Genomic DNA, 17,359 nt, shown 5'->3' with positions numbered 1-17,359 from the left:
AGGTAGTAAATTCATCGCGTTTCACTTTGCACCGGGAAACAAAAAGGTTTGCTCTCTGCTTCAAGGCAGCCGTTTCGAACGTTTTATTACATCAAACCTGGATGAGCATCTGCGGGATCAGGTACGGAACAGTTTCTATAGTACAGGCGAACAATCCTGGGGGCCAATCAGCATCGGCAAGCTCCACATGAGTCGTCGTCTCTTACGTCGAGTTGACGCCGCATTGTGCACGGAGTGCGTAAGTGATGGATGGGAACATTCACTGAAGGATATTTATCTAACCTCACACTGCCCAATCCACAACAGGCATTACTTGTTCTTCTGCCACAAATGCCACAAGCATCTGTCTTGGATTAACCAGCTGTCAAATCACTGCGACTGCGGCGAACTACTCAAATCTCCCACGTGCTCTTGGGAAGACGCACTTCCAGAGCGACGCTTGATGGAGTTATTAGAAGCTGAAGATCAGCTTCGCTTCGACCGAGTAACTGCAATTCTTCGCCATTTAGATACGGATCTGAAAAAAATCAGCACCACTCCGATACACGAGAAATTTTCCGCAGCGATAGCACTCGTATTTGACGACGTTGAGCGAGCGGCCCTGTCTCTTTCTCATGCCTACAACATACCGGACCCATTAGAAATAGAGGTTCTGCTGAGAAAGTTACAGCCGGTCATCCCACATTCCATAGCAACACAATTGCGCTGTCATTTCGAAAAACTCCCTGCTCGCCCTTTCTACACTCCATCTTCCATCCGAATCCCCTCGGCCCTAATGCCGGACCTGCTTCAAATTAGCCAAGAGGAATGGAGAAGTCTTAGGGTGGACAAAAGTTTTACAAAGCTACTCTCAACTCATACTGGCCGCCAACCTTACACGGTTGAGGACTTGTCGCAGGTTACTGAGGTAATAAAAGCATCAAACCGCGCAATCGGTAGAAGACAGAGTGTAGAAATGGCGATCCGTGACGGCTTTTACTACGATCGCCAGGAAGCCTTCACAAAGCTTTCCGTCTGCGAACGGCACTTTGCGTATCTACTTAAACACAATATACTTGGAAAAAAACAGGTCTTCAATTCAAAATCTTATGTTTCGAAACGCACCGTCGATGACTTTGTGGATACCCACATTCAACTTCGTAAACTTTGTCATCACCTCAAAACATCGGCCACCGCTATCCATCTGGCACTAAAAAAACTTTCCATTCAATACCCAATTTTTTCAGAATGGTACGGCCCGCCTTTTTTCATAAACATCAAAGACGTACCAGCTATAGAGGCGACCATACGAGACCTGCCCACCCGGAAATACTCCTTGGGAGAGTTTCAATCTCGAAAAGTTTGCCTGCCTAGTTTAACAACTGTGATCCCTATCTCCCAGGCCGCATCATTTCTGCACGTGCATCCACGAACAGTTATCTATTATCGAGATCTGGGACTGCTCGCCCACCACAAAGACGATTTAAACCTCATCAACCATGAAGATGTGCTGAAATTCCATCAAAGATTTGCCACCCCTTCAAACCTCGGAAAAGAACTCAACATAAGCTCAAAGATGGTAACACGCGTCCTGCAAAACCTCGGTATATCTCCAATAGCAGGACCAACCATCACTGGCACAGTGAGTCAGATATTTGATCGATCAAAACTTCCGTCGGACTTTACGCATCGTGTAAACCCCTTTAACGATGACTTTGGGATGTACTGGCTGCAAAGAAAAATCTTGACTGTCGAAGAGGCCGCCAATAGCCTTGGGATTACCAAACATGATACAACGCAGCTTATCCGCTTAGAGGTCAAACCCAAGCGAGCGCCATGCTATCAACACTACGCGGGAGTTTCTATTAAAGAGTTTTCCATTCTCGAGACCTTATTAAAAACACTGACGCCGCTATCAGATTTTTTATCGTACCGCGAGATGACACACGCCGCCTTTGTTCGGCGCTTTGCCACACCCAAGTACATTAAAATAGTGAAAGTTGGAATTACCGAGTATCTCACTCCTTCTGACTTGCAAAAACTCAACGCACTGCTAACCGAGTATTGTAGCCTTGGAGAAGCGGACAAAATTCTTAAAGCCCCAAAAAATACAGCAGGTAAAATGCTTTCAAACAACAAAATCCAAGCACATTTCCTACCAAACTATTACTACAAACAACCTCTTCTCCGAATTGATGACGTGAGGGAGTTATCTAAAAGTCGGCACAATAGATCCTGATTCAGTCGCCCCCCACTAAATCGCAGATACAACAAAGAAGTTGTATGTAAATAAATCAAGGAATGCTGCTTATCGCTAGGACAAGTAGTATCTATCGAACCTCTTTCTCTCCAAGGAGGATGCTAGCGTCGACGATTATTATGCCTATCACGACACGACACGACCTCACGACCTCACGACCTCACGACCTCACCGAGCCTATTCCGGCAAATCGTACTCCGTAGCCAAATTTCCCAAATGGCTCCCTGGCTAGCACCATATTAATTTACTTGATCCCAGCCCATGTTATTTATGCGTCCAGTCTATTTCACTGGGCATGAAGCCGAGTCGAGAAAATTCAGATTTCCTGAAAATCTAGTTCAGCATTGGTGAAATCCCAAACAGGGGAAGCGCTTTGCATCAACCCTGGCGTTTCAGCAATTCATGAAAACCTTCGGGGTCTAGACCGTTAGGACAGATTAGAAAGCGCTTTACCTGATTACGGATGTTCGGGGTAGCGAGAGAAACTAAAAGCCCCGCCTAGTGCGGGGCTTTTTATTGAGGGAAAAGACCATGAAAATAAAAAAATTTCGCATATTAAGATTTAAATCAATCATTGATACTGACTGGATAAGCTTCTCTCCGGACCAAGTAACTGTATTAATAGGGCAAAACGAGTCAGGAAAATCATCAATACTTGAAGCCCTATCAAAAACATTTAGCGCATACAAGCTCACCAGCAACGAAATCAGAGCCGGCGAAGAGTCGCCCGAAATTTATTTAGAATACTCCCTAGACGAAATCGCCATTAAGGAGTTGCTACAGAAATACAATAAACACCAAGCAGCAGAGATTATCGAGATACTTAGGGCAAAAAATTTCACTCTAACATCAAAATTTTACTGGGCACCATCTGACTCACCAGAGGGAGGGTACACTGGCTTCCATGAGGTGATAGATGACGAAGTTAATACTTTCCTATCAACCCCCCTCCCAGCCGACGATACAAATGAAGCAGAAAACAAAATTTTAACGGAAGAAGAATTTTCGTCCTCCATATTCTCCTACGCGCCCAACTTCCACTTTTTCGACCATGAGTCTGGCTTACTCCCAAGCACTATTGATATCCCGAGCGATTACAAGCTAACCGACAGGGGCTTCGCTGCCGCAAAAAGCTATTTAGCTTATGCGGGAATTGAACTCAGCCAATTACTCACACAAGACCTGAGAACACAGAAATCAATTTTGCACAGAGCCAACGAAAGAATTAGCCAAGAGTTTTCATCGTTTTGGAGTCAGACCATTGGAAAATCGAATAAGATTAAATTCGAATGCAGCCTAGAAAAACACGATGCATCAATACCTGAGAAAGCAGGAAAACCATTTCTGGCCTTTTTCATCAGCGATGGTTTAAATCGACTTTATCCCCATCAAAGAAGCACTGGAGTAAGATGGTTTCTATCATTCTTCCTCCAGTTAAAATCCTCAGAAAAACGAGGAAAAGCCAGAGTATTCTTACTTGACGAGCCCGGCTCAAATCTACACTCAAAAGCCCAAAAGGACGTGCTCGGACTTATAAACAAACTCAGCAAAGACATTACCATAATTTATTCAACCCACAGCCCCTCTCTAATTGAGTACGAGAAACTATTCAGAATATATGCCGTCTATAGAAATGATGACCTCGATGATAGCCCAACCCTGATCACTGAAGCTCATAAATTAGGCGCCTCATCCAGCGACACACTTTCCCCGCTAATGAGTGCAATGGGAGCAGACTTCTCTCAACAACAAACCATACAAAAAACCAACAACGTCATCCTTGAAGAGATAAGTGGGTTCTACTATCTAAAGTCCTTCTGGCGGCTAACCAAAGAGTCCATGCAGGCACATTTCATTGCCGCAACAGGTGTCAATAAAATAGAGCCTTTAGCCTATATGTTCACAGGCTGGGATCTAAAATTCATAATCGTGGTAGACGACGACAGCCAAGCAAGAGCCGCCTACAACTCCCTAAAGAGAAACCTCTACCAAGACAATGATGACCTTGCAAGAAGCAATATGCTAAAAATACCTAACTGCCAAGGAATTGAGGACATATTCTCAAAGGATGACTATGCAAAGTACATATCCCAACAAAGCCCAGACCAAGTCAAAACAACCAACTCAGAACACATAAAGAGAAGCAACATATCCAAGCCAATTGCAGCATATAAATTCATGCTCTCTGTTGAGAACAATGAAATAACACTAGATGATCTTTCAGCCGAGACAAAAACAAATATATCCAATCTCGTACAGCTAATAACCCATAGAATATCAAGCCAAACTTAGCGAGCGATCTTGTATCCCCACGAAAAGCGAGTAGCCCAGATAACCGCTGATGGTGGATGAAAAAAGCGTCATCCACCCTACGATCTGGACGCCCGAACGCGGGGTTGCGGTTCTGTAGGGTGGACAACGCGAAGCTTGTCCACCGTGATAACCAAACCACCTCCGGCAATAACTGTCGCATTCGGCTTTTGCTGTTCCATCCACAATCTCGCAGACGACGCCAAGCGCCCCTTCAGGAGGCCGAGCGGAATCGTTGTGCAGGGGGTGAGCCGCATGGATGCGGCGAAAGGCGTAAAGGGCCAGGGACGGCCCTTGTACGCCGACCCCGGAACAACGATGGAGCGAGGGAAGTCTGGCGCAGCCAGACCCGAATGGCGGGGCTAGACCTTTTGGTTACTTTTGGGGCAATGCCAAAAGTGACCCGCCGTAAGGGCGGAACCGCTAGTCCAGACGATAAAGAAGCGGCGTATGTATGCCGGGAGCGAGTAGCCCGGATAACCGCTGATGGTGGATGAAAAATGCGTCATCCACCCTACGATCCAGACGCCCAAACGCGGGGATACGGCGAAAGGCGTAAAGGGATAGCCATCCCCCAAATGGCGGATGAAAAAGCGTCATCCCCCTTGCACTACCAAAGTCACCTCTAAAAAAGTTCTGGAAAGGCGATATACCGTCACTCCCGCGAAGGGGGGAGCCCAGTTACTCCGGAAGTTCTGGATTATTCCCCTTTGGGCCAGCGCAAGCGCTGTTCAGCGATAAAGCCGCTGTCCCGCCTGCGCGGCAATGACGACTATTTCGGAGCGTCCCTAACTCAGCGGCCTACAAGGTACACAACCCACCCGGCACCGCCATCACCCAATCCCTCACCGCCCGAATGGTCGGATCGTTCCTGCGGCTTTCCGGGTACACCAGAAAGAACGGCTTGCCCTCAATTTCCGGGCCGAAGGGTTGCACCAGGCGCCCTTCCCTCAGCTCGTCCTCGATCAGCTGGCGGCTCATCAGCGCCACGCCCTGGGCGCCGATGGCGGCCGAGACGGCGTGGGTCTCGTCGGAGAAGACCAGCCCGGCGTTGACGTCCAGCCCCGGCACCTGGGCCTGCTTCTGCCACAGGGCCCAGTCCAGCGGCGAGGAAACCGCAGCCTGGTTGCGAAAGTGGATCAGCGAATGCCTGGGCAGCTCGGCGGCATCGTGCAGGCCGAGCAGCGGGCTGCAGGTGGGGATGAAGCTGTTGTCGAACAGCTTCTCCGCCACCAGCCCCGGCCAGCGGCCGTCGCCGTAGCGGATGGCGATGTCCGCGGTGACGCCATCCAGCGCCACCGGCTCGTGCGAGGCGTGGATGCGCAGGTCGATGGTCGGGTGGGCCTCGCGCAGCAGGCAGACCCAGGACAGCAGCCAACGCATCGCCACCGCGGGCGTGGTGCTGAGGGTGATGGCCTGGCGACTGGGCACCGCGCTGAGCCGTTCGACCGTGGCGCTGATGCTGTCGAAGGCGGTTTCCAGCGCCTGCCGCAGCTCGCGGCCCTGGGCGGTCAGTTCGAGCTGCCTGGGCTTGCGCAGAAACAGCGCGACGCCGAGCGATTCCTCCAGTGCGCGGATCTGGTGGCTGATCGCCGTGGCGGTCACCGAGAGCTCTTCGGCGGCCCGCTTGGCGCTCTCATGGCGCGCGGCCGCCTCGAAGGCCCGCAAGGCCGATAGCGAAGGTAACCAGCGCTGCGCCATACATGAACCTCTCTCATCCGTAACGGAAAATAATCGTCGTTTGTCGCCCATGCAGGCTGCAACTTAGCCTGAGTCTGCTGCGAAACACAGATGAGTTCAACTTCGTAAAGGAGACGCGACATGCCCCATATCCTGCACCTGGACGCCAGCGCCCGCCCCGGCCTCGCCGGCAAGGACCTGCACGGCTCGCACAGCCGCCACCTCAGCCAGCACTTCGTCGGCCAGTGGCGGGCCCGCCGCCCACAGGACAGCCTCACCTACCGCGACATCGGCCAGAACCCGCCACCTTTCATCGACCACGACTGGATCGCCGCCGCCTTCACCGCGGAGCCGCAGCGCGAGCCGTGGATGCGCGACACCCTGGCGGAGAGCGACCGGCTGATCGACGAGCTGATCGCCGCGGACGTGCTGGTGATCGGCGCGCCGCTGTACAACTTCAGCATGCCGGCCGCGCTCAAGGCCTGGATCGACCAGATAGTGCGCACCGACAGAACCGTGGCATTCGACGCCAGCAAGCCGCTCGATCCCTATGTACCGCTGCTGTCCGACCGGCCGCGGCACGCCGTGATCCTCAGCGCCCGCGGCGGGGTCGGCTTCGACGCCGGCGGGGCGATGGCGCACATGAACCACCTGGAGTCGAGCCTGATCACCGCCCTCGGCTTTATCGGCATCACCCGCGTGCACCAGATCGCCATCGAGGGCCAGGAAGTGGGCGGCGAGCTGCTGGCCACCTCGGTGGCGCAGGCGCTGAGTCGGGTCGATGCGCTGGTGGTGGAACTGCAGCGGGAGTTGCAGACTGAGCGGGTCGCGGAACCGGCTTGAGACTCCAGACAACGGCGCCGGGCAACACTCGGCGCCGGCTCGAACAACGACGGGATTCTCACCCGCACGCTCGGCGCAATCGGCCTAGGGAACCTTCTGCACCTTTGCTCCCCTAAGCCGCACGACCTAATCACTGCGGAGAAGCCCCACATGCATACCCTCACCCGCCTCTGCCTGCTCAGCGCTGCCGCTCTTTCCCTGACGGCCTGCTTCGACAAGGAACCGGAAGATGTCACCAACAAGCTGTGCATCTACAACACCGATCCGCAGGCCGAGCGCTGCAAGGCCGGGCAGATGGCCTGGTTCCGCCCGGACAACGACCAGCTGATCAGCGAGCAAGCGGCGCTCAGCGTTGCTGCCGCTTACTGCGACTTCAACCACGAGGTGATGCACAACCGCGCCGGGGTGGTCTGCGTGTTCACCGACAAACGCCTGGACAGCGTCAAGTAGTTCGCAGGGTGGACAACGCGAAGCTTGTCCACCATGGTTCAAGCATCCCACCGCTCAAGGATGAGCCGCCATGCCCGACTACCGCCGCGCCCTCGCGCCCGGCGCCACCTACTTCTTCACCGTCAACCTGCGCGATCGCAGCAGCGATCTGCGGATTCGCGAAATCGACCTGTTGCGCGAGACGGTGCGCGCTACTCGGGCACGTCATCCCTTCCGTATCGACGCTTGGGTGGTGCTGCCCGAGCATATGCACTGCCTGTGGACGCTGCCACCCGACGATGCCGACTTTGCCCTGCGCTGGAAGGTGATCAAGTTCGCCTTCGCCAAACGCTTGCCGGCCACCGAACCCACCACTGCGACGCAGCGCAGACGTGGGGAACGTGGCATCTGGCAGCGGCGCTATTGGGAACATCTGATCCGGGACGAACGGGACTACCAGCGCCACTTCGATTACATCCACTACAACCCGCTGAAACACGGCCACGTCGAGCGCCTGGCGGACTGGCCCTATTCGAGCTTTCACCGGGCGGTGGCAATGGGAATTTACGGCAGGGACTGGTGCGTAGGCCCCTCGCCTGAGGATCAGGGCTTTGGGGAATGAAGGGCTGTGGTGGAAAACGCCGCGCGGTTTTCCACCCTACATGACCAGGACGCCCGATTACCGCCGCCCCAATGGTGGATGAAAAGAGCGTCATCCACCCTACGCCAGGCTCGGCATGATCGTTCGTAGCGCGTGTTCAGCTCCCCCTCAAGTCCCTTGGTGTTACAGTCCAGCCGCCCTGGCCCGCGCGGCGTGCAGTTTCTTGTAGCTGTCGATCAGGCGCAGGTGCTTGTCGAGGCCTTCGAGCTGCATGCTGGTCGGGGTCAGGCCATAAAACCGCACGCTGCCATTGACCGAACCTATGGCCGCGTCCATCCGCTCGTTACCGAACATGCGGCGGAAGTTGGGCTCAAAGTCGGCCATGTCCAGCTCGTCGTCCAGCTGCACTTCCAGCACCACGTTGAGCGCCTGGTAGAACAGGCCGCGCTCGACCGTGTTGTCGTTGTACTGGAGGAAGGCCTCGGTCAGCTCCTTGGCCTCGTCGAACTTGTTCAGCGCCAGGTAGATCAGCAGCTTGAGCTCGAGGATGGTCAGCTGGCCCCATACGGTGTTGTCGTCGAACTCGACGCCGATCAGGGTGGTGATGTCGGTGTAGTCGTCGACCTCGCACTGCTCCAGGCTCTTGAGCAGGCTCCTCAGGCGCATGTCGCTCAAGCTGTGCAGGTTGAGGATGTCGGAGCGGAACAGCAGCGCCTTGTTGGTGTTGTCCCAGATCAGGTCCTCGACCGGGTAGATTTCCGAGTAGCCCGGCACCAGGATGCGGCAGGCGTTGGCGCCGAGGTCGTCGTACACCGCCATGTACACCTCCTTGCCCATGTCTTCGAGGATGCCGAACAGGGTGGCGGCCTCTTGGGCGTTGGAGTCCTCGCCGTGGCCGGAGAAGTCCCACTCGACGAACTCGTAGTCGGCCCTGGCGCTGAAGAAGCGCCAGGACACCACGCCGCTGGAGTCGATGAAGTGCTCGACAAAGTTGTTCGGCTCGGTCAGCGCCTGGCTCTCGAAGGTCGGCTGCGGCAGGTCGTTGAGGCCCTCGAAACTGCGCCCCTGGAGCAGTTCGGTGAGGCTGCGCTCCAACGCCACCTCGAAGCTCGGGTGCGCGCCGAAGGAGGCGAACACGCCGCCGGTGCGCGGGTTCATCAGGGTCACGCACATCACCGGGAATTCACCGCCGAGCGACGCATCCTTGACCAGCACGGGAAAGCCCTGCTCCTCCAGACCCTGGATGCCGGCGAGGATGGCCGGGTACTTGGCCAGCACCTGCTGCGGCACGTCCGGTAGGGCCAGCTCGTTCTCCAGGATCTCGCGTTTGACCGCGCGCTCGAAGATTTCCGACAGGCACTGCACCTGCGCCTCGACCAAAGTGTTGCCGGCGCTCATGCCGTTACTGAGGTACAGGTTCTCGATCAGGTTGCTGGGGAAGTACACCGTCTCGCCGTCGGACTGGCGCACGAAGGGCAGCGAGCAGATGCCGCGCGCCTTGTTGCCGGAGTTGGTGTCGTACAGGTGCGAGCCGCGCAGCTCGCCGTCCGGGTTGTAGATGGCCAGGCAATGCTCGTCGAGGATCTCTTCCGGCAGCGCGTCCTTGGGGCCGGGCTTGAACCAGCGCTCGTTGGGGTAGTGCACGAAGGGCGCGTTGGCGATTTCCTCGCCCCAGAACTGGTCGTTGTAGAAGAAGTTGCAGTTCAGCCGCTCGATGAACTCGCCCAGCGCCGAGGCCAGCGCGCTCTCCTTGCTGGCGCCCTTGCCGTTGGTGAAGCACAGCGGCGACTGGGCGTCGCGGATATGCAGCGACCAGACATTGGGGACTATGTTGCGCCAGGAGGCGATCTCGATCTTCATCCCCAGTTCGGCGAGGATGCCCGACATATTGGCGATGGTCTGCTCCAGCGGCAGGTCCTTGCCGAGGATGCGCGTGCCCGGGCCTGCGGTCAGCGCCGGCATCAGCAGGGCCTGGGCATCGGCGTCCAGGTTGGCCACCTCCTCGATGACGAACTCGGGGCCGGCCTGCACCACCTTCTTCACCGTGCAGCGGTCGATGGAACGCAGGATGCCTAGGCGATCCTTCTCGGAGATGTCCGCCGGCAGCTCGACCTGGATCTTGAAGATCTGCTGGTAGCGGTTTTCCGGGTCGACGATGTTGTTCTGCGACAGGCGGATATTGTCGGTGGGGATGTCGCGGGTCTGGCAGTAGAGCTTGACGAAGTAGGCCGCGCACAGCGCCGAGGAGGCCAGGAAATAGTCGAACGGCCCCGGCGCCGAGCCATCGCCCTTGTAGCGGATGGGCTGGTCGGCAATCACCGTGAAGTCATCGAACTTGGCTTCGAGACGGAGGTTGTCGAGAAAGTTGACCTTGATTTCCATGCGGGGGTACCAGACAGCAGCGAGACGAAATGGCCGCCATTATCCGGCTTTTGCGCGGGAAGTCTCGTCTTGCCGCCGCGCGGGGATCGGCGCAGTGGGTACGCCGGGTAAAACGCGGCGCGGTTTTCCGTCCTAGGGCCTGGCCGCAGCGCGGGATGCAGGGCGTCGCGCCATCAACGCTTGACGCAGGCGAACAGCGCATTGCCGGAGGCGCCGTCCCAGGGCAGCAGCCTCTGGTAGTCGTGCTCCAGCACCTGCACCTCGAAGTACGGCGCCAGCAGCGTCTGCAGCTCGGCGAAGCTCACCGCCACCATGGGGTGTTCGTCGTGCCAGACCTGGGTCGCGTCGGCCACCGTTCGTTCGATGCGCAACCTCAGCGTCTGCCGCTCGCCCTCGCCCTGGTAGTGCCAGCCGGAGCCGAAGCGCAGTTGGCCGTCGGCATGCTCGGCGCTGTGGCAGACGAACGAGGCGTTGTCGATCTTGTGCTTGTCCACCGCGTTGAAGCAGAACAGCCCGCCGACGGCCAGGGCGCCATGCACGCTGGCGATGCAGGCCTGCAGCCGCTCGATGCTGGCGCTGTAGTGGATGGAGTAGAGAAAGCAGGTGATCAGGTCCAGCGGCTCGTCCGCGCTGAAGCCGCACATGTCCTGCCGGGCAAAGCGTGCCTCCGGGCAGCGCAGGGCGGCTCTATCGAGCATCGGCTGATTGATGTCGAGGCCGCCGCTCGCATAGCCGGCATCGAGAAAATGCCGCACGTGCGGGCCGGTGCCGCAGGCCAGGTCGAGGTGGCGCGTGCCGCCGTTGCCGAACAGCTGCTGCAGGCGATGCACGCAGTGGCTCTGCGCCTGGTAGTCGATATCGGCGCAGAGCAGATCGTAGTAACCCGACAGGTCGGTATAGAGGGCGTTGCCGGACATGCTGACCTGGGGCTGGGCCGGGTGATTCGAGGGCGCGCATCATAGCCCAAGCCGGCCACCGGAAGCACCGGCAGGGCGGCGAGCGGTAGCGCCGGCTGCAAGCCCGAGCGCTACAGGGCCGCGGTGGGCCGACCGGCGTCGCGCCAGCCGGCGAAGCCGTCGATCAGGTAGCGGGCATCGAGCCCCATCGCTTCGAGGGTGGCGGCGATGCCCTGGCTGATTTCGCGGCCATGGGCGCAATAGAGCACCACCGGCCTATCCCGCGGCACCGAATCCTTCCAGGCGAGCAGCGTCTCGGGCGCATGCCAGTGCGCGCCGGGGATGGCGGCCGCATCCGCCAGCCGTGCCGCCTCGCGGCGCACATCCAGCAGGGTGAAACTGCGCCCCGCCGCTTGCCACTCGAGCAATTCGCAACTGCTGATCCGGCCCATGCCACACCTCCGAGTTGGCTGACAGATGCACCGCCTGCGGCGCTGCGCGGTCTAGAACCCCCGGGCCAGCACGATATCGAACGTCCCGCGCCGGCCCTGGCCATCCGCCTCCAGGGCGATGACGTTGTCCGGGTGCTGGCTGGCCCAGGGGTCCTCGGCGATATGGGGGTCACCGGCGAAGTACAGTTGCAGGGTCACCGGCACGTGCAGCGCCTCCATCACCCGGAAGTGGATGTGCGCCGGCCGGGTGATCCCGCCGTACTGCTCCAGCCCCGGCAGGTTCGGCGGCACCGGGTAACGCCCGGGCATCACCGTCTCGATGCGGTAGCGCCCCTGGGCGTCGGTGTAGAGCATGCCGCGCAGGTGAAAGCGGCCCTTGTCGGTGTAGTTGCCCGGGGTCTGGGTGTCGTACAGGCCGGCGCCGTTGGCCTGCCAGACTTCGACCAGGGCGTTGGCGATCGGCGTGCGGCAGTCCGCGCTGAGCACCGTGCCGCTGACCACCAGCCGCTCGCCCGCCTCTTCTGGCCCGGCCAGCTGCGCCAGAAATGGCGCGCCGAAGCGGTAATAGGGGCCGAGGATATCGCCGGTCGTGGGCCGACAGAGCTGCTGCGCCAGGGCCGGCGCGGCCAGCAGGCCACCGCCGAGCACGGCGCCGCCATAGAGAAAGTGACGCCGTGTAAGGCCGGCGCCAGGCCTTTGCCGTTTATCCACCGCCGCCTCCTGGCCGGGAGCGCCCCGGCATGCCGAGCACGGCAGCCCGAGCCCGAATGCAGTCAGTCTAGCTCGCCGTCCGCGACGTGACGCTGGCACCGAGCGCCGCTTGTCCAGGCGAGATCCGCCGGCGACGGGGCCGAGGATGCCTTGTCAGGCCGGCGCCAGGGATGTGCCGCCGACCATTGCCGGCATCGATAGTTACCATCAGGTCAATGAAGTTCTCTTAAAAATTCACCTGCGTACCATCTGCTCCATACCCAAGCAGCAACCACCCCGGAGCACACCACCATGAAACGCCAACTCATCCTCAGCTTCGCCTTCTCCGTACTGGCAGCCAACGTATTCGCCGCTTCTTCCGCCCAACCTGTTGTCGCCGAGGGCGGTGCCGACCGCCTGATCGAAAGCCGCATCGCCGAAGGTGGCTCGGACCGCCTGATCGAAAGCCGCATCGCCGAAGGTGGTTCGGATCGCCTGATCGAGAACCGCGTCGCCGAGGGTGGCTCGGATCGCCTGATCGAGAACCGCGTCGCCGAGGGTGGCTCGGATCGCCTGATCGAGAACCGCGTCGCCGAGGGTGGCTCGGACCGCCTGATCGAGAACCGCGTCGCCGAGGGTGGCTCGGATCGCCTGATCGAGAACCGCGTCGCCGAGGGTGGTTCGGACCGCCTGATCGAGAACCGCGTCGCCGAGGGTGGCTCGGATCGCCTGATTCAGAACCGCGTCGCCGAGGGTGGCTCGGATCGCCTGATTCAGAACCGCGTCGCCGAGGGTGGCTCGGATCGCCTGATCCAAAGCCGCGTGGCCTGATCCAGCGCCCCTGATGATCGAGACCAGCGCATGACGACAACGCCACTGCAGCCAGAAAAAGACCGGCCCAATCAGCCGGTCTTTTTTTATCCGCCGGCAGCCACGCCCACGAGGCGCGCCAGGCCGCACGAGGCGCCCATTGCACTGCGCGGCGGAAAACCCTGTGCGGTTGACCAGCCGTCTTGCCAAGCTCCGGAACTTCGCCTATCCAGAAAGGTCTGTGCTGCGCCGCCGCCCCGGCGGTTTTCCCTCAACGGACGGCCCACAAGGCCTGTGAAGCAAGGACTCTTATGAACGCGAACCCACTGCCGCTGATCGCCCTCCTCGCCTGCGCCCTGCCGCTGGCCGCCTGCGCCGCCACGCCCGAGGCGCTCAAGCCCTACCCGACCGCCGCCGACGGCTACGCCCGCCATGTCATCGAGCTGCCGGCGCAGGCCAACGAGGCCGAGCACAAGGTGGAGCTGATCGCCGGCAAGACCCTGGAGGTGGACTGCAACCAGCAGCGCCTCGGCGGCCAGTGGCAGGAGAAGACGGTCGAAGGCTGGGGCTACAACTACTACCAGCTGGGCCAGGTCGGCCCGGCGGTCAGCACCCTGATGGCCTGCCCCGACGGCAGCCGCAAGCAGGCCTTCGTCCAGGTCGGTGGCGAGCCCATGCTGGTGCGCTACAACAGCAAGCTGCCGCTGGTGATCTACGCCCCGGCAGATGTCGAGGTGCGCTACCGCGTCTGGTCGGCCGCAGCCGCCACCAGCCCCGCTCCGCGCCAGTAAGGCCCACCGGTTTGGCGCCCGCTAGCCATGGCGGGCGCCGCCACCCGGCAGCTCGGCGTGCCCTGCGCCCGGCAGGCGGCTACAATGCGCGCCTTGCCCGTGCCGCCGGATAAAAGAAAACGCCATGTCCCTGCCCAAACACCACCTGGAACTGCTCAGCCCCGCCCGCGATGTGGCCATCGCCCGCGAGGCCATCCTGCATGGCGCCGACGCCATCTACATCGGCGGGCCGAGCTTCGGCGCGCGGCATAACGCCTGCAACGAGGTGAGCGAGATCGCCGAGCTGGTGGAATTCGCCCGCCGCTACCACGCGCGGGTGTTCACCACGATCAACACCATCCTCCACGACGACGAGCTGGAGCCGGCGCGCAAGCTGATCCACCAGCTCTACGACGCCGGTGTGGATGCGCTGATCGTGCAGGACATGGGGGTGATGGAGCTGGATATCCCGCCGATCGAGCTGCACGCCAGCACCCAGACCGATATCCGCACCCTGGAGCGGGCCAAGTTCCTCGATCAGGCCGGCTTCTCCCAGCTGGTGCTGGCGCGCGAGCTGAACCTGCAGGAAATCCGCACTATTGCCGAGGCCACCGACGCGGCCATCGAGTTCTTCATCCACGGCGCGCTGTGCGTGGCCTTCTCCGGCCAGTGCAACATCTCCCACGCGCAGACCGGGCGCAGCGCCAACCGTGGCGACTGCTCGCAGGCCTGCCGCCTGCCCTACACCCTCAAGGATGAAAAAGGCGGGGTGATCGCCTACGAGAAGCACCTGCTGTCGATGAAGGACAACAACCAGAGCGCCAACCTGCGCGCCCTGGTCGAGGCCGGCGTGCGCTCGTTCAAGATCGAGGGGCGCTACAAGGACATGGGCTACGTGAAGAACATCACCGCCCATTACCGCAAGGAGCTCGACGCCATCCTCGAGGATCGCCCGGACCTGGCCCGCGCCTCCAGCGGCCGCACCGCGCACTTCTTCCTGCCCGATCCGGACAAGACCTTCCACCGCGGCAGCACCGACTATTTCGTCACCGAGCGCAAGGTGGATATCGGCGCCTTCGACTCGCCGACCTTTACCGGGCTCTCCGTTGGTCATGTCGAGAAGGTGGGCAAGCGCGACCTGATCGCCGTCACCCATGAGCCACTGTCCAACGGCGACGGCCTCAACGTGCTGGTCAAGCGCGAGGTGGTGGGTTTTCGTGCCAATATCGCCGAACTAAAAGGCGAGTTCGAGGAGGAAGGCGAGAAGCGCTACCGCTACCGCGTCGAGCCCAACGAGATGCCCGAGGGGCTTTTCCGCCTGCGCCCGAATCACCCGTTGTCACGCAACCTCGACCACAACTGGCAGCAGGCCCTGCAGAGGACCAGCGCCGAACGCCGTATCGGCATCAGCTGGCAGGCCGAGCTGCGCGAGCAGCAGCTGAAACTGACCGCCACCAGCGAGGAAGGCGTCAGCGTCGAGGTCGCCCTGCCCGGCCCCTTCGGCCCGGCCAACAAGCCGGAGCAGGCGCTGGACGGCCTGCGCGACCTGCTCACCCAGCTCGGCACCACCATCTACCACGCCCAGGGCGTGACCCTGGACGCGCCGCTGGCCTTCTTCGTGCCCAACTCGCAGCTCAAGGCGCTGCGCCGCGAGGCCATCGAGGCGCTGACCGCGGCACGCGTCGCCGCCCATCCGCGCGGCAGTCGCAAGGCCGAAGCCATTCCTGCGCCGGTCTATCCGGAGGCGCATTTGAGCTTCCTCTACAACGTCTACAACCAGAAGGCCCGCGACTTCTACCATCGCCACGGCGTGCAGCTGATCGACGCGGCCTACGAGGCGCACGAGGAAGCCGGCGAGGTGCCGGTGATGATCACCAAGCACTGCCTGCGCTTCTCCTTCAACCTGTGCCCCAAGCAGGCCAAGGGCGTCACCGGCGTGAAAACCCGCGTCGCGCCGATGCAGCTGATCCACGGCGATGAGGTGCTGACCCTGAAGTTCGACTGCAAGCCGTGCGAGATGCACGTGGTCGGCAAGATGAAGGGGCATATCCTCGGCCTGCCGCAGCCTGGCAGCGCCGCCACCCAGGTGGTCGGCCAGATCAGCCCGGACGACCTGCTCAAGACCATCCGCCAGAAGCCGGGCTATAGCCACTGAGCCTGGTATTTCGTCGTGTTCGGTGCGCCGTGCGCACCGGGGGTTGCCGAGGAGGCCCTCAGCTAAGCGGGCTAAGCATCTCGATCTGGCGAACCTCGAAATCGCGACGCAGGTAGTCCATGCGCTTCTCGTGGAATGCGCGCATATGCGGCAGCGCCGTGTGCTCGGCGAACGCCTCCGGCGACGCCCAGACCTCGTAGAAGATAAACAGCGTGGGGTCCTGCGCGTCGCGCAGCATGTGGTACTCGATGCAGCCGGGCTCGGCGCGGCTGGGCTCGACATGGGCGCGGAACAGGCGCTCGAAGGCCTCGGCCTGCTCCGGTCTGGTGTGGGCGTGAAGGATAAAGGCGTGCATGCAAGACCTCCTGCAAAAGCGTTGTTTGCCGCACTCTAACGCAGGATAAATCCGGACATTCGTGCCTTTCACTCAACAATCATTTGCCTGACCCACTCTGTTTCCCGCGCGGGTGCGCCGCTAACCTGCCGCCATTCTTTTGCGGAGACAGCCATGAAAAACATCCTTCTGCTCGACGGCGGCAAGCAGTTCGCCCACTCCAACGGCCAGTACAACGCCACCCTGCACGAGGCCGCCGCGGCCTTCCTCGACCGCGCCGGGTTCGATATCAAGACCACCTTCATCGATGGCGGCTACGACATCGAGGAAGAGGTGGAGAAATTCCTCTGGGCCGACGTGGTGATCTACCAGATGCCCGGCTGGTGGATGGGCGCGCCCTGGACGGTGAAGAAGTACCTCGACGAGGTGTTCACCGCCGGCCACGGCAGCCTCTACGCCAACGACGGCCGCACCCGCTCCGACGCCTCGCAGAAGTACGGCAGCGGCGGCCTGGTACAGGGCAAGCAGTACCTCCTGTCGCTGACCTGGAACGCCCCGCAGCAGGCCTTCGACGACCCCAGCGACTTCTTCGAAGGCAAGGGCGTGGACGCGGTGTACTTCCCCTTCCACAAGGCCAACCAGTTCCTCGGCATGACTGCCCTGCCCACCTTCCTCAGCACCGACGTGATGAAGCAGCCGGATATCGAGCGCGACGTGGCCCGCTACCAGCAACACCTGGCCGAGGTGTTCGGCGTCCACTGAGCCCCG

General features: G+C 60.0%; 15 protein-coding genes. 9 read left to right on the top strand and 6 right to left on the bottom strand.

The features are described 5' to 3' along the window. Positions 1-442 precede the first annotated feature (442 nt). Positions 443-2,218 (top strand): hypothetical protein, encoded by a 1,776-nt coding sequence (locus ACIGFL_RS05685; RefSeq protein WP_397496417.1) that lies wholly within the window; start codon positions 443-445, stop codon positions 2,216-2,218. Between the two features lie 552 nt (positions 2,219-2,770). Beyond that, positions 2,771-4,531 carry an ATP-dependent nuclease gene (locus ACIGFL_RS05680; protein ID WP_397496416.1) on the top strand — a complete coding sequence of 587 codons (1,761 nt, stop codon included), beginning with the start codon at positions 2,771-2,773 and terminating at the stop codon, positions 4,529-4,531. Positions 4,532-5,350: 819 nt separating this feature from the next. On the opposite strand, the gene ACIGFL_RS05675 is transcribed toward ACIGFL_RS05680, so the two are convergent. Then, positions 5,351-6,250, bottom strand: coding sequence for a LysR substrate-binding domain-containing protein (locus ACIGFL_RS05675; RefSeq protein WP_021446318.1), 900 nt, complete (start codon positions 6,248-6,250; stop codon positions 5,351-5,353). A gap of 120 nt (positions 6,251-6,370) precedes the next feature. Between ACIGFL_RS05675 and ACIGFL_RS05670 the strand changes: the two genes are divergently transcribed. From ACIGFL_RS05670 to ACIGFL_RS05660, 3 genes are all read left to right on the top strand, one after another. Beyond that, on the top strand, positions 6,371-7,072 hold the full coding sequence (locus ACIGFL_RS05670; protein ID WP_122107438.1) for an FMN-dependent NADH-azoreductase: 702 nt from the start codon (positions 6,371-6,373) through the stop codon (positions 7,070-7,072). A gap of 150 nt (positions 7,073-7,222) precedes the next feature. Next, positions 7,223-7,522 (top strand): hypothetical protein, encoded by a 300-nt coding sequence (locus tag ACIGFL_RS05665; RefSeq protein ID WP_397496415.1) that lies wholly within the window; start codon positions 7,223-7,225, stop codon positions 7,520-7,522. A 70-nt stretch (positions 7,523-7,592) separates the two neighbouring features. Continuing rightward, positions 7,593-8,123 carry an REP-associated tyrosine transposase gene (locus ACIGFL_RS05660; RefSeq protein WP_397496414.1) on the top strand — a complete coding sequence of 177 codons (531 nt, stop codon included), beginning with the start codon at positions 7,593-7,595 and terminating at the stop codon, positions 8,121-8,123. A gap of 162 nt (positions 8,124-8,285) precedes the next feature. On the opposite strand, the gene ACIGFL_RS05655 is transcribed toward ACIGFL_RS05660, so the two are convergent. From ACIGFL_RS05655 to ACIGFL_RS05640, 4 genes are all read right to left on the bottom strand, one after another. Beyond that, a complete protein-coding gene (locus ACIGFL_RS05655) occupies positions 8,286-10,484 on the bottom strand; it encodes an OsmC domain/YcaO domain-containing protein (protein WP_397496413.1) in 2,199 nt (732 codons plus the stop codon). Between the two features lie 173 nt (positions 10,485-10,657). Then, positions 10,658-11,401, bottom strand: coding sequence for a class I SAM-dependent DNA methyltransferase (locus ACIGFL_RS05650; RefSeq protein ID WP_397496412.1), 744 nt, complete (start codon positions 11,399-11,401; stop codon positions 10,658-10,660). Between the two features lie 110 nt (positions 11,402-11,511). Continuing rightward, a complete protein-coding gene (locus ACIGFL_RS05645) occupies positions 11,512-11,832 on the bottom strand; it encodes a rhodanese-like domain-containing protein (protein ID WP_397496411.1) in 321 nt (106 codons plus the stop codon). 51 nt (positions 11,833-11,883) lie between these two features. Continuing rightward, positions 11,884-12,543 carry a twin-arginine translocation signal domain-containing protein gene (locus ACIGFL_RS05640; protein ID WP_397496410.1) on the bottom strand — a complete coding sequence of 220 codons (660 nt, stop codon included), beginning with the start codon at positions 12,541-12,543 and terminating at the stop codon, positions 11,884-11,886. Positions 12,544-12,834: 291 nt separating this feature from the next. On the opposite strand from ACIGFL_RS05640, the gene ACIGFL_RS05635 reads away from it, so the two are divergent. From ACIGFL_RS05635 to ACIGFL_RS05625, 3 genes are all read left to right on the top strand, one after another. Then, entirely contained in the window at positions 12,835-13,353 is a 519-nt protein-coding gene (locus ACIGFL_RS05635) for a phage infection protein (RefSeq protein ID WP_397496409.1), read from the top strand. Between the two features lie 290 nt (positions 13,354-13,643). After that, entirely contained in the window at positions 13,644-14,123 is a 480-nt protein-coding gene (gene eco, locus ACIGFL_RS05630) for a serine protease inhibitor ecotin (protein WP_021445676.1), read from the top strand. 124 nt (positions 14,124-14,247) lie between these two features. Beyond that, entirely contained in the window at positions 14,248-16,257 is a 2,010-nt protein-coding gene (locus ACIGFL_RS05625) for a U32 family peptidase (protein WP_397496408.1), read from the top strand. 58 nt (positions 16,258-16,315) lie between these two features. On the opposite strand, the gene ACIGFL_RS05620 is transcribed toward ACIGFL_RS05625, so the two are convergent. Further along, positions 16,316-16,612, bottom strand: a complete 297-nt coding sequence (locus ACIGFL_RS05620; RefSeq protein WP_397496407.1) for a putative quinol monooxygenase — start codon at positions 16,610-16,612, stop codon at positions 16,316-16,318. A 153-nt stretch (positions 16,613-16,765) separates the two neighbouring features. Between ACIGFL_RS05620 and ACIGFL_RS05615 the strand changes: the two genes are divergently transcribed. Next, the gene (locus tag ACIGFL_RS05615) at positions 16,766-17,353 is read left to right on the top strand and encodes an NAD(P)H-dependent oxidoreductase (protein ID WP_397496406.1); all 588 of its coding nucleotides are present in this window, start codon (positions 16,766-16,768) and stop codon (positions 17,351-17,353) included. Positions 17,354-17,359: the final 6 nt, after the last annotated feature.

It is taken from the genome of Pseudomonas sp. NPDC077649 (genome assembly GCF_044542855.1).
Lineage (GTDB): Bacteria > Pseudomonadota > Gammaproteobacteria > Pseudomonadales > Pseudomonadaceae > Aquipseudomonas.
Note: the sequence above shows the minus strand (reverse complement) of the source record. Positions and strands in the feature narration are given on the sequence as shown.

Excerpts from the sequence above, each read along its gene's own strand:
- ACIGFL_RS05685 (WP_397496417.1), top strand. The coding sequence starts at position 443 with ATGGAGTTATTAGAAGCTGAAGATCAGCTTCGCTTCGACCGAGTAACT.
- ACIGFL_RS05680 (WP_397496416.1), top strand. The coding sequence starts at position 2,771 with ATGAAAATAAAAAAATTTCGCATATTAAGATTTAAATCAATCATTGAT.
- ACIGFL_RS05675 (WP_021446318.1), bottom strand. The coding sequence starts at position 6,250 with ATGGCGCAGCGCTGGTTACCTTCGCTATCGGCCTTGCGGGCCTTCGAG.
- ACIGFL_RS05670 (WP_122107438.1), top strand. The coding sequence starts at position 6,371 with ATGCCCCATATCCTGCACCTGGACGCCAGCGCCCGCCCCGGCCTCGCC.
- ACIGFL_RS05665 (WP_397496415.1), top strand. The coding sequence starts at position 7,223 with ATGCATACCCTCACCCGCCTCTGCCTGCTCAGCGCTGCCGCTCTTTCC.
- ACIGFL_RS05660 (WP_397496414.1), top strand. The coding sequence starts at position 7,593 with ATGCCCGACTACCGCCGCGCCCTCGCGCCCGGCGCCACCTACTTCTTC.
- ACIGFL_RS05655 (WP_397496413.1), bottom strand. The coding sequence starts at position 10,484 with ATGGAAATCAAGGTCAACTTTCTCGACAACCTCCGTCTCGAAGCCAAG.
- ACIGFL_RS05650 (WP_397496412.1), bottom strand. The coding sequence starts at position 11,401 with ATGTCCGGCAACGCCCTCTATACCGACCTGTCGGGTTACTACGATCTG.
- ACIGFL_RS05645 (WP_397496411.1), bottom strand. The coding sequence starts at position 11,832 with ATGGGCCGGATCAGCAGTTGCGAATTGCTCGAGTGGCAAGCGGCGGGG.
- ACIGFL_RS05635 (WP_397496409.1), top strand. The coding sequence starts at position 12,835 with ATGAAACGCCAACTCATCCTCAGCTTCGCCTTCTCCGTACTGGCAGCC.
- eco (WP_021445676.1), top strand. The coding sequence starts at position 13,644 with ATGAACGCGAACCCACTGCCGCTGATCGCCCTCCTCGCCTGCGCCCTG.
- ACIGFL_RS05625 (WP_397496408.1), top strand. The coding sequence starts at position 14,248 with ATGTCCCTGCCCAAACACCACCTGGAACTGCTCAGCCCCGCCCGCGAT.
- ACIGFL_RS05620 (WP_397496407.1), bottom strand. The coding sequence starts at position 16,612 with ATGCACGCCTTTATCCTTCACGCCCACACCAGACCGGAGCAGGCCGAG.
- ACIGFL_RS05615 (WP_397496406.1), top strand. The coding sequence starts at position 16,766 with ATGAAAAACATCCTTCTGCTCGACGGCGGCAAGCAGTTCGCCCACTCC.